A 14,287-nucleotide genomic window follows, 5' to 3' on the forward strand; every position below is an offset into this window, starting at 1 on the left:
AAGATTCTGTATATTAAATTTAAATTAATCTATTTTAGCTCTTTTTAACTGCAAATTATAAGATTTTTTTGAAATAGGAACTGCTATTCCTGCAAAAATCTTATTAATTTTCGCACAAAAATAGCTTATAGTAAAAGAAGTTGAATTATGTCCAATTTATACATTATCTTTTAATATTTTAAATTTTATACACAGAACCTAGTTTACCAAATTCTTTTTATAAGTTTCTTTATAGAATTTTAGGATTATAGAAGATAACAAGGCAAGTGCAATTAAATAATATGCAATAGCATAATTGTCTCCGGTAACTTTCGTTAATATCATTGCTAACATTGGAGCAGTACCGCCAAATATAGCAGCTGCAAGGTTGTATGAAAGTGCAACACCGGTAAATCTTATGCTAGTCGGAAATATCTCTACTAAAACCGTTGGAATAGGCCCCATATAAATGCTAATAACTCCGGCAAATATTACTTGAGATATTATAGCTAAAGTAAAATTCATCGATCCTAAGGCTACAAAAATAGGATAGACTGATAAAATTAACAAGATAATCCCCCATATTAGTACAGGACGCCGCCCCACCTTATCCGAAACATACGCAGATATAGGAAATACTATCATCATTACGATTAATATTATACTACTAACAATTGTGCTTTGCTGATTAGTATAACCGAGTGTTTGCATAAAATTACCGATAAAAACCGTAGAAGTATAAAAAGGAGCAGTTACGGTAATATAAAGACCAAGTGCGATAATTAGTTCTTTTGGGTATTTTGTTAATGTTTCTCGTAAAGGAAAACGTGCTAAACGTCCTGTTTCGTTAGCTTTTTTATAAATAGGACTTTCTGCTAAGTTTTTTCTAATATATAAACCTACGGAGCTAATAAATAAACCGGCAATAAAAGGTATCCTCCAACCCCACTCAAATAGCATATCGGCAGGCATAAAATAAGAAAAACCGGCTGCTGTACCAAGTCCAAGCAGCATACCGCCGCACATACTAACGAATGAGCTACTCCCCGCAAGTCCTCGCTGCTCGAACGAAGCATGTTCTACAATATACGAAATACAACCGCTAAATTCCCCTCCTAAAGAAAAACCTTGTATGAGTCTGATAATAGTTAAAATAATAGGAGCGGCAATTCCAATAGTTTTATAACTTGGTAAGAGACCTATTCCAGCAGTCGGTATTGCCATAGTTATAATACCCATCACCAAAGCAGTACGTCTACCAAATCTATCACCGATATTACCGAAAATAATACCGCCGAGCGGTCGTACTACAAAGCCTGCAGCAAATACCGCAAAAGTTAAAGTCTCTCGCATTTCTGAATCCGGAAAAAAATGCTGCCCTATAATATAAGCAAATTGAGCATATAATGCATAATCATACCATTCTAAAGCGTTGCCGATCATGCCGGATATTACTACTTTTCTCATTAAGTTATTTTATTGATTTAAAAAAAGATAATAGAGTAATATTTTATATTCTCAAGTAAAAATAGCTTTATGGCTTTGTTGCATGGCTCAGAAAATGCACTCGCTGTCATACCGTGGCTTGTCCACGGTATCCAGAAAAGCAATTTAAAATACTAATAATTATTAGTATTTTAAGCTGGACCCCGTGATTAAGTCACGGGGTAACAGTGGAAAAATCGATTTATACAACAAAACCCTATCTATGTTTTTCATTAACCACTTTCTTAGTTAATTTAGCATTTATTTGAGAAGGAGAAACTTTAATATTTTTTTTGATGTTTTTTGTTTTTTCTTGAGATAGAAGACTTTCTTTATCATTTTGTAATGTTTTCATAAACTTATCTATATTGCTTTGTTCTAGTTTTATTGCATTATCATTATTTAAAATTAATCCTCCAATTTTTTCACCAAGTTCAGGTGCATATCTGACGGCAAAAATTGATGCCGGTACAACTATGATAGAAAAAGCCGCTCCCGCAGTCGCAACACTAATTGCTCCGACTAATAAAGCACAAACAGCACCGGAGATTTTTCCGGTTGCTTGTTTAAATATATTACTTTTTTGTGTAAATGCTAAAGACATCTCTAATATTTTATTAAATTCTTTCTTTATATAGATGGTTGCTTCATCAATATTATTATATTTCTTCATTGCATACATTACAGAAGCCTTAAATAATTTTTTGTGAGATTCCGCATAATTTATTATTTTGTCAAAATTCTTCTCTTTTAAAAGAGTTTTAAATATATTTTTAATTTTTTCTTTTTCGGTACTATTTATTTTTTCATCTCCAAAATAAACTTCTACAAGATTTTCTGCTATTATATCTTGTGATTGCTCTAAAATATTATTCTTATTTTGCTCATTTTCGTCTTCAGAAGTAATCATTATTGCAAATAACTCTAATGCTACGGAAAAATTATCATCGTTAATAACCCGCATACCTAAATAATTTTTGAGTCTAGAAATACATTTATTAATATATTTTTCAGCTTCCGGTTTAGAATTAAGCCTTAGCGTATAATCTATAGCAAGCATATTTGCAATAGTAGAGCAAGTAGATTTTGTAAGATTATTGACAAAATTATTAACAATATCTTTTTTAAATAAATTAGTATTTACGTTATTAAGTACTATTGCATTATTCATTTTAGTAATTTATTTTGAGGCTAATTCTCTGATATATAATATCAATTTAGCATAAATAAGATTAGGAGCGTGATTTACTGAAAGTTTATAGATATTCTTAGGCGTTATCACTTCTTCATTACGTACTCGTACAAAAGATATAAGAGTATTAGGAGGCATATAAGAATAAATTTCAGAGAATATTTTTAGAAAAGTCAAAAAATCTGCACATGCATATTTTATATTTATGCTATAATTATTTACATGAATCGATTCACCTTCTCCTTCAATCGCCTGAACATTATTTTTAAAAAATACTGAATTTATAGATACATCTATAGGTTCTACTAAATCATATTTATTGCTTAAGCTTTTTATTTTAGGAATTAATTCTTGATAATTTAAGCAACTCACACTACTTGGCACGCTTAAACCTACATATTTTTTGTAAGATTCTAATATTTCTTCTTTAGAGTTAATGACAGAATAAAGCTTTAAAACTTCCTCTGTTAGATTTTCTTGTGAAACTTGTTTATCAAGAATAGATTTACTGTATTCTTGCTGGAAATTTTTTATTATCCAGATAGTTAAGGAAATAAAGAAGAAATATATAATAAATTGAAAAAATATAAGATTCTTTAAATACATAATATATTTTTCAAACATTTTGTGCTTACCTTACTTTATTAGTGTAGAGCAGTTTTTTCGTCATTGCGAGCGACTGAAAGGAGCGTGGCAATCTCATCAAATATCCTGAGATTGCTTCGTCAATTACTTACGTAATTTCCTCGCAATGACGACTTGGTATCCTTGCAGTAATGACACAGTTGTTATGTCTTATCATCAACTATATTAACCGATAAAGGAATTACTACCTTACCGAATATATCAAGTATTTTATCCTTATATATAACATAATCTATCTGCAAATTAGATAATTTATTTTTTACGTTTTGCATATGATCATCTAGCATCTTTAGAGATTCATCTACCGATAGATTATTATTATGATATTTAAGTATTAATTTGATTATTAATTGCCTCTTAGAAACTAACAAAATATTATCTATATTTGTTAATTCCCATTTAATTTCTTCTAATTTAAAAGCCGGATTTAAAGTAATTATTAGCCTTTTAAGTAAATCAAACGGCAGTGGCACCGGTGCTTCTAGTAATTTTTCTATTACATATAAATCAGCTAGGCTAGCAGTATTTTTAATATAAGGATATTTATATTTTATACTATCATATTCTTGATTTGTTGCATAATATTTTTCATTAATAGAGTTTATGTCTTTGTAATTCTGTTTTGTATTATATTTGATAATACCGACCACTAATATTAATATTATAAGTACTGCACTATATAATTTAAATGTCAGATCCTTTATAGTAACTAGTTTTTTTATTGATTTTAAATTATTATTATAAGCGGGAAAACTCTTATATTCTAGAAACAGCCTACTAATATTCGTATCTATAAATCTTTCTTTTTCTAGAGTTTGCTTATTTAGTATATTATCAACCGGTATAAAGATTACAGGGCGATCTTCAAAATTTGTTGATTCTAATAAAGATTTTAACTCTTCATCTACTATAAGAATTATACAGGCTCTTTGGTCAAGATTACTTATATAGTTTTTAAATAATATCAAACAATCATTAATTTCTTGTTCTATAATACCTTGAACATAACCGGTTGTTTTATCAAATGGATACTCAAGATTTCTAATTGTTATTATATCATTTTTATGTTTGATAATAAATTTTATACCGCTAACTTGTGATGCATATACACAAATTTGAAAATAATCGTTATATTTATCATTTTCTATATTCTGCACTATTTTATTTATAATAACTTTTAGCTCTAACGTTAAAAAGTAAATTCCTTTTAAATCAAGCGATCTTTTATCTATAATGCATGAAATTATATCACTTAAAGGTGTTTCAAATGGACACGACATAATTAAAGTCGACCAAATTTCACTTGGGGTAGTAGTAATTTCGTAAACACAATGTGCTATAATGTCTTCTTTATTAAAATAACCTTCAATAAATTGTTCAATAGGATCAAGTTTAACTATTGACTGTAATATAGGTATTTGATCGTGCCGTGTTTTACATTCGCTGCCGTCAAGTAAAAAATAAATATCGCTTTTTGGAAATTTACTAAAAAAGTTTTTATAAGGATTTAAGTCTATCTGTTCCTGAGTAGGGATAAATAATTTATCTAATAATTTATTATCGAGAAAAGTACTAAGAAATACACCTTTATTACCTAGTAACACCACAATCTTTTTTCTTTTGAAAGAAAATATTTTTAATTTTGTAGCAAATTGAACAAAATGTAATTTGATCGAATCAAAAATATTTTTCATAAATAAATTTATTTTAATCATAATTCAGTGTATTTTACTATCTATACTGGACGTCATTTCTGCATGGATACCGAACCGTCATTGCGAGCGACTGATAAGGAGCGTGGCAATCTCAGGACTTTGGCACGAGATTACTTCGTTAATTACTGCGTAATTTTCCTCGCAATGACGAAAAATGATCCACCCCGGAATGACATAACATTAAATAATATATTTTACCATGACTAAATTTACCACCGAAGAAGTTAGAAGTAAATTTATAACTTACTTTAAAGCAAATAATCATACACATGTACCGACTAGCTCGTTAATTCCATACAATGACCCGAGCTTAATGTTTGTTAATTCCGGAATGCTACAATTTAAAAATGTTTTTACCGGACAAGAAAAAAGACCTTATAACAAAGCGGTAACTAGTCAGAAATCTCTTAGAGCCGGCGGTAAACATAACGACCTTGAGAATGTCGGTTATACTGCAAGACATCACACATTTTTTGAAATGCTAGGTAATTTTTCATTCGGTGACTATTTTAAAGAACAAGCCATATATTACGCTTGGAATTTATTGACTAAAGAATTTGAACTCCCAAAGGACAAGCTTTATGCAACAATTTATCATACCGATGACGAAGCAGCTTCTTACTGGAAAAAAATAGCAGGATTTGGGGATGATCGCATAATAAGGATTAAAACAAACGATAATTTTTGGTCTATGGGCGATACTGGTCCTTGCGGTCCTTGCTCTGAAATTTTTTATGACCACGGAGAACAAATATACGGCGGGCTACCTGGCACTAAGGACGAAGACGGTGACAGATTTATCGAGATTTGGAATATGGTATTTATGCAATATGAACAAATCGATAAAAATACTAGAATAGAGTTACCGCAAAAATCTATCGATACCGGTATGGGTCTTGAGCGTATGACGGCAGCATTACAGCATGTTAACAATAATTATGACATAGATTTATTTCAGGAAATAATTAATTTTACCGAAAATATAGTAAAAGTGAAAGTAGAGGGAGAAGCTAAATTTTCTTACCGAGTTATTGCCGACCACTTACGAGCAAGTAGCTTTTTAATAGCTGACGGCGTTATCCCTTCAAATGAGGGGCGTGGTTACGTACTTCGCCGCATTATGCGAAGATCCATGAGGCATGCTCATATGCTAGGTAGCAAAGAGCCGTTAATGTATAAATTACTACCAAAACTTGTTGATTTAATGGGGAATGTTTATCCTGAACTTAAAAGAGCAGAAAGTTTTATAAGCAGTATCTTAGAACAAGAAGAAATTAGATTTAAAGCCACATTAGAACGTGGTCTAAAGCTTCTTACCGAAGAAACAGAAACGCTAACAAAAGGTAATGAATTATCAGGAGAAGTAGCGTTTAAACTATACGATACTTACGGATTTCCGCTTGATTTAACCGAAGATATTCTAAAAAACCGTGATATTTCCGTTGATCACAAAGGGTTTGAAGAGCAAATGCTTATGCAAAAAGAACGTGCTAGAAAATCTTGGCTTGGCTCCGGTGAGTCCAAAACCGATCAACTATGGTTTGATATCAAAGAGCAGCATGGTAGTACGGAGTTTTTAGGATATACGCTTAATGAAGCAGAATGTAAAATAATTGCATTAATTAAAGATGATAATTTAGTTGATGATATAAAAGAGATAGATACGCAATTTCTGCTAATCAGCAACCAAACACCTTTTTACGGTGAGTCCGGCGGTCAGATGGGTGACATTGGGACAATATTTGCAAAAGATTCTGAAGTAGAAGTAATAGATACTTTAAAATATTTAGGCTCTATTATAGTCCACAAATGTATTTTGAAAAAGGGGCAGATTAACGTAGGCGAGAATGCTAATTTTAGTATAGACATAAGATATAGGCAGAATTTAAGAATTCATCACTCAGCAACGCATATATTACATGCAGTACTGCACGAGGTACTTGATAAACATGTTACACAAAAAGGTTCGTTAGTCGCTCCGACTTATTTACGCTTTGATATTAGCCATTCTAAAGCTGTGACTAATGAAGAAATCACTTTAATCGAAGATAAAGTAAATGAGATTATTAGAGATAATCATGAAGTAAATACTACATTAATGGCAACTGAAGATGCAGTCAAACAAGGAGCTATGGCACTGTTTGGCGAGAAATACGACTCTGAAGTAAGAGTAGTTAAGATGGGCGAGACTTCTTTAGAATTATGCGGCGGTACGCATGTCAGACGTACCGGTGACATCGGTTGCTTTAAAATCACAAGCGAAAGTGCTATAGCGGCAGGGGTTCGCAGAATTGAAGCAGTTTGCGGTGAATTCGTAATTAAATTAATGAGAGAAAAAGATAATTTACTTAAATCGGTAGAAAGCAGTTTAAAGACTAATAAAAATGAGCTTATTACCAAAGTTAATAATATTTTAGAGCGTAACAGAGAACTTGAGAAAGAGTTAGAAAAAACTCATTTAGCTAGTTTAGATTTAAGTATAGAACAAATTGAAAAACAAGTTGAACAAATAACAGGAATAAAACTATTACACAAAAAAGTAGGAAATATAGACAATAAAATATTACGCCAGGCTGCCGAAAATTTAACAAAAAAATTAGAAGATTTAATAGTGGTATATATTGCTGAGGGGATTGGTAAATTATCTATTACGGTTGCGGTGAGTAAAGCTATAACAGACAAATACAACGCAAGTATAATTGCAAAAGAACTTTCTTTATTCTTAGGCGGCAGCGGCGGAGGTGGACAAGCAAGCCTTGCTCAAGCCGGTGGAAATGATATAGGTAAGCTAACTAACATCCATGAAAAATTATATAGTTTATTAACAGTGTCGTAGTGTACTAATTTAGGACGTCATTACGAGCGGACTTTATACGTGGATACCTGATCGTCATTGCGAGCAGTCGTAGACTGCGTGGCAATCTCGTCAAGTATCCTGAGATTGTTTCGTCAATTACTTCGTAATTTCCTCGCAATGACGAGGTGGTGTCCACACGTAATAATGCCTATGCAGGGAAGCATTGTAATGACGAAATTTATGATTGTTAATACTCTGCTTTCACAAAATAAAGACCGGAGGCGGGAGCAGTAGGACCGGCGGCTTTTCTGTCTTTGGCTTCTAGAACATCTTTAATTTGCTCTGCCTGCCAAACATTCTTACCGACAAGCACTAAACTACCGACAACATTACGTACCATATGATGCAAAAATGACGGGGCTGAAAGATATAATTTTATTTCTTCGTCTTCTTTAATAATATTAAGTTCAGTTAAAGTTTTAATCGGTGATTTTGATTGACATGAGCTAGCTCTAAATGAAGTAAAATCATGCCTGCCTAATAGATAAGCGGCAGCTTTTTGCATAGCTAGAATATCTAAAGGTGAACTAATCCACCATGCTCTATTTAAATCAATTACGGATGGATAAGGTCTATTAATAATTCTATATATATAATGACGAGAGGTAGCTGAAAACCTAGCATGAAAATTATTGGGGGCTAATTCACAATTCCATACTCCTACGGCATACGGTCTTGCAAAATAGTTGATAGCCGTAATAATTTTGTGAGATTCTAAATATTTTGAAAGATCAAAATGTGCTACTTGACCTATAGCATGAACACCGGCATCCGTTCTTCCTGACCCAAACAATATTACCTGTTCACCGGAAAATTTATAAATCGCTTCTTCTAATATCTGCTGTACCGACATTACTCCTGCTTGCCTTTGCCAACCTGCAAGATTCGTGCCTAAATATTCAATGGTGATCTTATATCGATACATAAGGGGATTGGATTTTACAATTGTCATCCCGTGGCTTGACCACAGGATCTTGTATAACAGACCGTATCCTGAGATACCGCGATCAAGCCGCGGTATGACATATAAGTGTTATCACGCTTCTAGTAAATCCGATGGATTACCGTCACCACGCTTTCCTCCACTTCTAAAGCTATTAAGCTTTTTGGATCTAATAGGATGTTGTAACTTTCTTAAAGCTTTTGACTCGATTTGTCTTATACGTTCTCTAGTTACTTTAAATTGCTGCCCTACTTCTTCTAATGTATGGTCAGTATTCATACCTATACCGAAACGCATTCTAAGCACTCTTTCTTCACGAGGCGTAAGGGTTGCAAGTACTCTAGTGGTAACTTCTCGTAAATTTGACTGAATTGCCGCATCAATCGGTGCTACTGCATTCTTATCTTCGATAAAATCGCCTAATTGACCTCCATCACTATCATCACCTACGGGATTCTCAAGACTTATAGGTTCTTTAGCTATTTTCATGACTTTACGCACTTTATCAAGCGGCATTGAAAGACGGTTAGCGATTTCCGTTGCCGTTGGTTCATATCCGAGTTCATTAAGCATTTGTCTTGAAGTACGCAGTATCTTATTAATTGTTTCAATCATATGCACAGGAATACGTATAGTCCTTGCTTGATCTGCAATAGCTCTTGTTATAGCTTGTCTAATCCACCAAGTAGCATAGGTAGAGAATTTATAACCACGGCGATATTCAAATTTATCCACCGCTTTCATAAGTCCTATATTACCTTCTTGAATTAAATCTAAAAACTGCAATCCCCTATTAGCGTATTTTTTAGCGATAGATATAACTAAACGTAAATTCGCCTCTATCATATCTTTTTTTGCTTGTAGCGTTTGTCTCTCACTTTTTTGTATAGTATTCACTAGTTTTTTAAAATCATTAACTAAAAGACCGGTATTAGATTCTATAACCGATAATTCGGCAATCATTTGATCTATATAATCTGATTCTTTAGTAATTAACTCTTTCCAAGCGACTTTTTTATTTTTCAGCATTTTTTCTTTCCATGCTGCATTGATAACCGATCCTATATATTCATCGAGGAAATTTTGGCGAATTACTCCGTATTTTTCAGCAAGTTTTAAAAAGGCTGTTTCTTTATTAATTAAATCACGATTTATTCCATACATCTTACCTAAAATTTCTTCTGTTCTTTTAGAATTAAAATGTATTTCCGAAACTTCATTTATTAATAATTCCAAATTATTATTATATTTTTTGCTATTTTGTAAAACTTTCGGCTCAAAAGATTTCTCATAACATTTTTTAGCTTCAATGAGTAGTTCTTCGCAGATAAAAGAAATCTTCTTCATACGCTCTATGATATTAGGTAATATCTGCGTTTCTACTCTAGACATAGATAAGTGATTATCCTCATGCTCTTCTCCTTCGGTATCACTACTATGTTCTTCATCATTTTCGGGTGTTTCGTCATGTAACATGTTAGCTTCTAAATCTATCAGATCACGTAGTAACATTTTTTCATTAACTAAATCTTCATACCATACTATAAAACAACGCATAGCAATAGGGCTTCTACATAAGGAAGCAGTCATTGTTTTACGTCCTTCCTCAATCCTTTTTGCTATTTCTACTTCGTTTTCACGAGTTAAAAGATCGACTCCCCCCATATCCTTAAGATATAATCTTACAGGATCATCGGTAGTACCTATATTTTCTTCTTCTACCTCATCCTCAGGTTCATTATCAACATTGGTAGATAGCTTAAATTCTTCATCCATTCCGATATCAAGCTTAATTTCATCATCTTCGTTAGATTCTAAAATATCTACTCCCGCATCGGAAAATTTTAATATAGCTTCCTCTAATTGTCTTATTGAAGGATTTTTATTAAGAGGAAGAGCTTTGTTTATATCATCATAAGTGACCGGTATCTTTTTAGATTTAGCTTTTTTAAGTAAACTATCTATTTTATCTAGATCATTGTCTATATTGCTATTGCTCATTAAATACCTATATGCTTTTTTCTTTCAAAAGAAGTTTGAAATAATTAAGTTATCGTGTGATTAATAAAAGATTCGTTTAAAACTTGAAGTTCATTTGCAATCTTCAGAATTTCTTTTTTATATAATAAAACTTTTTCAAAGTCGTGATTGTCTGTACTGTTTATGGTAATAGCGTATTCTTGTTGTAAATTTATTAGATAATATTTCTTATGTAGCCACTGCCATAATAAATCCAGTCTGATATTATTTTTATTAAATGAGATATCTAAAAACAAATTATCCGTTTTTGATAATAATAAAAAAATATCAAAAAAGCTAGTTTTTTCCACAATTGCAGTAATTTCACTTGCTTCTACGTTATTATCTATAATCTCGTTTAAATACCAATTACGGAATTCTTCAAGCGATTTATTATTAAAATTTAAATTTAAGATGAAATCTTTAATATCTTTTTCTTCAAGTATTTTAGGAAATTTAACCAACAAAGCACAAAAAGCATGTTCTAACATCTCAAGCTCTGGATAGCTGTGACTTGAAACTATAGGAGCCAAATTTGAGCTTTTAGTTATAACCTTCTTCTGTTTTGTGACTAAATTTTGCCATATTTGATCTTTAAAAAACCTGTAATAGCTCGCTCTTAAATTACTATCCGATATTTTATTGCAGTAATCTTTTAAATTTTTCTCTAAATTAGCTTTTTCTTCCGCAGTTTTAAAACTCTTACCGCTATACTCAATATGCCAAATCATTTCTGATAGACTTATTCTTTTATCTATAAGCTTTGCAAAAAAATCAGCACCATTTTTATTTACTGCATCGTCGGGATCAAACCCGCTTGGTAACCTAATGAAAGAAATTTTCTTTTCACTATTAATAAGCGATAATGCTAGGTTAATAGTTCTTATGCTAGCTTTTATGCCTGCATTATCTCCGTCAAGACATAATATAATTTCATCGCCGGCACGCCATAATTTATGTAAGTGATTCTCGGTAACGCTAGTACCGAGACTCGCAACTGCTTCGCTAAAACCTGCTTGATGTAGTGCTATAACATCAAAATAACCTTCTACTAAAATCGAGTGATTTTTTTTATAGCTACTGCTTATCGCTTTATGCTCACCGTATAGAGTTTCACTTTTTTGAAATACTGTAGTTTCAGGTGAATTTAAGTATTTAGGCAACCCCTCCCCTAGCACTCTACCGCCAAAGCCTACGATTTTATTGTAAATATTTCTAATTGGAATGGTAATACGGTTAGAAAATAAATTATATATTTCACCGTTTTCTCGCTTGCCGATTAGCCCTGCTTTACCAAGCTTTATAATATCTATATTTTTATCGTGAAAAAACTTTTCAAATTTATTATTCTTCGGTGCAAAGCCTATGGAAAATTCTTTTATTGTTGTCTCGGTAATATTTCTTCGGTGTAGATAATTTAATATTTCAGGCGTTAACTGCGTTCTAAAAAATTTATTGGCGAGTTCTAAAATATTTAGAATTTCATCGGATTCTTCATAAAATTCTTTCTGTTTCGCAGTTAATTTCGGTATCTCTATACCGTAATCGGTTGCAAGCTTTATAGCAGACTCATTATAAGATAAACCGCTAATATTAGAAGTAAATTTTATAACGTCACCGGCTGCTTTACAACCAAAACAATAGAAAAATCTCTTACTATCACTAACTGTAAAAGATGGGGTCTTTTCTTGATGGAAAGGACATAAACCTACATAGTTACCGGATTTTCTAGTTAAAGCTACTTTTTGCCGCACTACATCAGATATGTTAATACGGTTTCTTAAGAACTCATAAAATTCCGGTGTAACTCTCATATTTTATAGTATATAAGAAAGAATAGCTGTAGAAAGACAATAAGAAAGCGGTATAGATAAATTATCGTTAATTCTTAAATCTTTTGAATAAAATTCAGCTGCTGTAGCCCCTATACAACTTATAATGATAATAATAAAACTCGTATTGTACCCTAAATAGAAATACACTAATATACTTATAAAAATTGCAGAAGCTAAGAAAGTAACAGAACCTGCTACCGATTTACCGTTACTTAAGCTATTTCCTATTTTAACGCCGACAAGAGCCGCTAAACAATCTGAAATAATTAAAATCAACCATGAACAAATCACTAAATTTTTAGGGAAAAGAAGAGTAGTTAAGAAAAAACCGAGCATCATAAAGCTAATGCCACTTAAAGCAAAAGAACCGTTATTTTCTTCGAGCCTTGTAACTTTTGAAAAAAATCTAGTTACAAATTCGCTAATTTTTGCATTATTATGACGTGATACATCTAAATATAATGTAATAGCCGTTATTATAAATAATAATAACGTAATAGCGGTTCTTGGAATAAATAAATAAAGCAGCGGAAATATTATAGCCGATAGGTGGAAAATTTTACGCTTTTTCTCAAAGTCAAAATCTTTAATTTCCATAGAATCATTAATATGTTTTTAGATATGTGAAAAACAATGCTTCCGTCATTGCGAGAAAGTACTGTTGCGTGGACCTAGTTCTCGCTGTCATCCCGCGACTTGATCGCGGGATCCAGTAAAAAATACTAAAATTATTTAGTTTTAAATTATATTTCTGGACCCCGTGGTCAAGCCACGGGGTGACACAGTGGGTTTCACCGATCCATACAACAATGCCCACTCGCAATGACGATATTTAGGCAATGCCAAATAATTAAAAAGGCTTATTTGACAAATTTAACTATTACAAATATACTTGCTGAAATCTATATTATTGAAAATAGTATACTAAAATTACTAAATCTATACAATATAATTATGAATACAAAATTTCCTATCACTGCTAAAGGTTTTGAAAAATTAGAACACGAGCTTAAACATTTAAAACATGTAGAGCGTAAAAAAATTAGTGAAGATATAGCCGAAGCACGAGAACACGGCGATTTATCCGAGAATGCGGAATATGAAGCGGCACGTGATAAACAAGCATTTATAGAAGGGCGTATTAAAGAGCTTGAAGATATGACGGCAAGAGCGGAAATTATTGATATTGGTAAATTATCGGGAGATAACATAAAATTTGGGGCTACGGTTACTTTGATCGACGACGATACTAAAGAAGAAGTAACATATATTATTGTAGGAGAATATGAAGCCGATATAACCAGAAAAAGAGTTTCAATCGCTTCTCCTATAGCAAAAGCTTTGATTGGAAAATCGGTAGGTGATTTTGTAGAAGTTACAACACCAAAAGGGTTGAAATCATACGAAGTAGTTACAGTTGAATATAAAGAACTAGAACTTTAATTTGATTTTTTTGCCTAATAACTATAGATTTCGTCATTGCGAGGAAAAATTGAAAATTTTGACGAAGCAATCTCGGGAGGCTTGACAAGGTTGACACGTCGCTTCGCTCCTCGCAAAGCATTGTTGCGTGGATCAATTTCACCTCTGTCACCCTGTGGGTTTTACCGGTCCACG

The 14,287-nt window shown here is 32.2% G+C and carries 11 protein-coding genes; 2 read left to right on the forward strand and 9 right to left on the reverse strand.

Annotation, left to right across the window (positions count from 1 at the left end):
* Positions 1-198: 198 nt before the first annotated feature.
* The 4 genes from MB29_RS04005 to MB29_RS04020 form a co-directional block, all read right to left on the reverse strand.
* Positions 199-1,446, reverse strand: coding sequence for a metabolite/H+ symporter (locus MB29_RS04005; protein ID WP_032139157.1), 1,248 nt, complete (start codon positions 1,444-1,446; stop codon positions 199-201).
* A 235-nt stretch (positions 1,447-1,681) separates the two neighbouring features.
* Positions 1,682-2,635, reverse strand: a complete 954-nt coding sequence (locus tag MB29_RS04010; RefSeq protein WP_032139158.1) for an RP853 family protein — start codon at positions 2,633-2,635, stop codon at positions 1,682-1,684.
* A gap of 9 nt (positions 2,636-2,644) precedes the next feature.
* The gene (locus MB29_RS04015) at positions 2,645-3,280 is read right to left on the reverse strand and encodes a hypothetical protein (protein WP_032139159.1); all 636 of its coding nucleotides are present in this window, start codon (positions 3,278-3,280) and stop codon (positions 2,645-2,647) included.
* 164 nt (positions 3,281-3,444) lie between these two features.
* Positions 3,445-5,016: a hypothetical protein gene (locus MB29_RS04020; RefSeq protein ID WP_032139160.1), complete on the reverse strand. Its 1,572-nt coding sequence runs from the start codon at positions 5,014-5,016 to the stop codon at positions 3,445-3,447.
* Between the two features lie 199 nt (positions 5,017-5,215).
* Here MB29_RS04020 and alaS point away from each other — a divergent pair, with 199 nt between their 5' ends.
* Positions 5,216-7,852 carry an alanine--tRNA ligase gene (alaS, locus tag MB29_RS04025; RefSeq protein WP_032139161.1) on the forward strand — a complete coding sequence of 879 codons (2,637 nt, stop codon included), beginning with the start codon at positions 5,216-5,218 and terminating at the stop codon, positions 7,850-7,852.
* A 208-nt stretch (positions 7,853-8,060) separates the two neighbouring features.
* Here the strand turns inward: alaS and truA are convergent, their stop codons facing one another.
* The 5 genes from truA to MB29_RS10180 form a co-directional block, all read right to left on the reverse strand.
* Entirely contained in the window at positions 8,061-8,798 is a 738-nt protein-coding gene (gene truA, locus MB29_RS04030; protein WP_032139162.1) for a tRNA pseudouridine(38-40) synthase TruA, read from the reverse strand.
* A 111-nt stretch (positions 8,799-8,909) separates the two neighbouring features.
* Positions 8,910-10,817: an RNA polymerase sigma factor RpoD gene (gene rpoD / locus MB29_RS04035; RefSeq protein WP_032139163.1), complete on the reverse strand. Its 1,908-nt coding sequence runs from the start codon at positions 10,815-10,817 to the stop codon at positions 8,910-8,912.
* A 44-nt stretch (positions 10,818-10,861) separates the two neighbouring features.
* Positions 10,862-12,649 carry a DNA primase gene (gene dnaG, locus MB29_RS04040; protein ID WP_032139164.1) on the reverse strand — a complete coding sequence of 596 codons (1,788 nt, stop codon included), beginning with the start codon at positions 12,647-12,649 and terminating at the stop codon, positions 10,862-10,864.
* Positions 12,650-12,652: 3 nt separating this feature from the next.
* Entirely contained in the window at positions 12,653-13,267 is a 615-nt protein-coding gene (locus tag MB29_RS04045; RefSeq protein ID WP_032139165.1) for a diacylglycerol/polyprenol kinase family protein, read from the reverse strand.
* Positions 13,268-13,274: 7 nt separating this feature from the next.
* Complete coding sequence (locus tag MB29_RS10180; RefSeq protein ID WP_084686857.1) at positions 13,275-13,493, reverse strand: hypothetical protein; 219 nt, start codon at positions 13,491-13,493, stop codon at positions 13,275-13,277.
* A gap of 131 nt (positions 13,494-13,624) precedes the next feature.
* Between MB29_RS10180 and greA the strand changes: the two genes are divergently transcribed.
* Entirely contained in the window at positions 13,625-14,113 is a 489-nt protein-coding gene (gene greA, locus MB29_RS04050; protein ID WP_032139194.1) for a transcription elongation factor GreA, read from the forward strand.
* Positions 14,114-14,287: the final 174 nt, after the last annotated feature.

This window comes from Rickettsia tamurae, assembly GCF_000751075.1.
Taxonomy (GTDB): domain Bacteria; phylum Pseudomonadota; class Alphaproteobacteria; order Rickettsiales; family Rickettsiaceae; genus Rickettsia; species Rickettsia tamurae.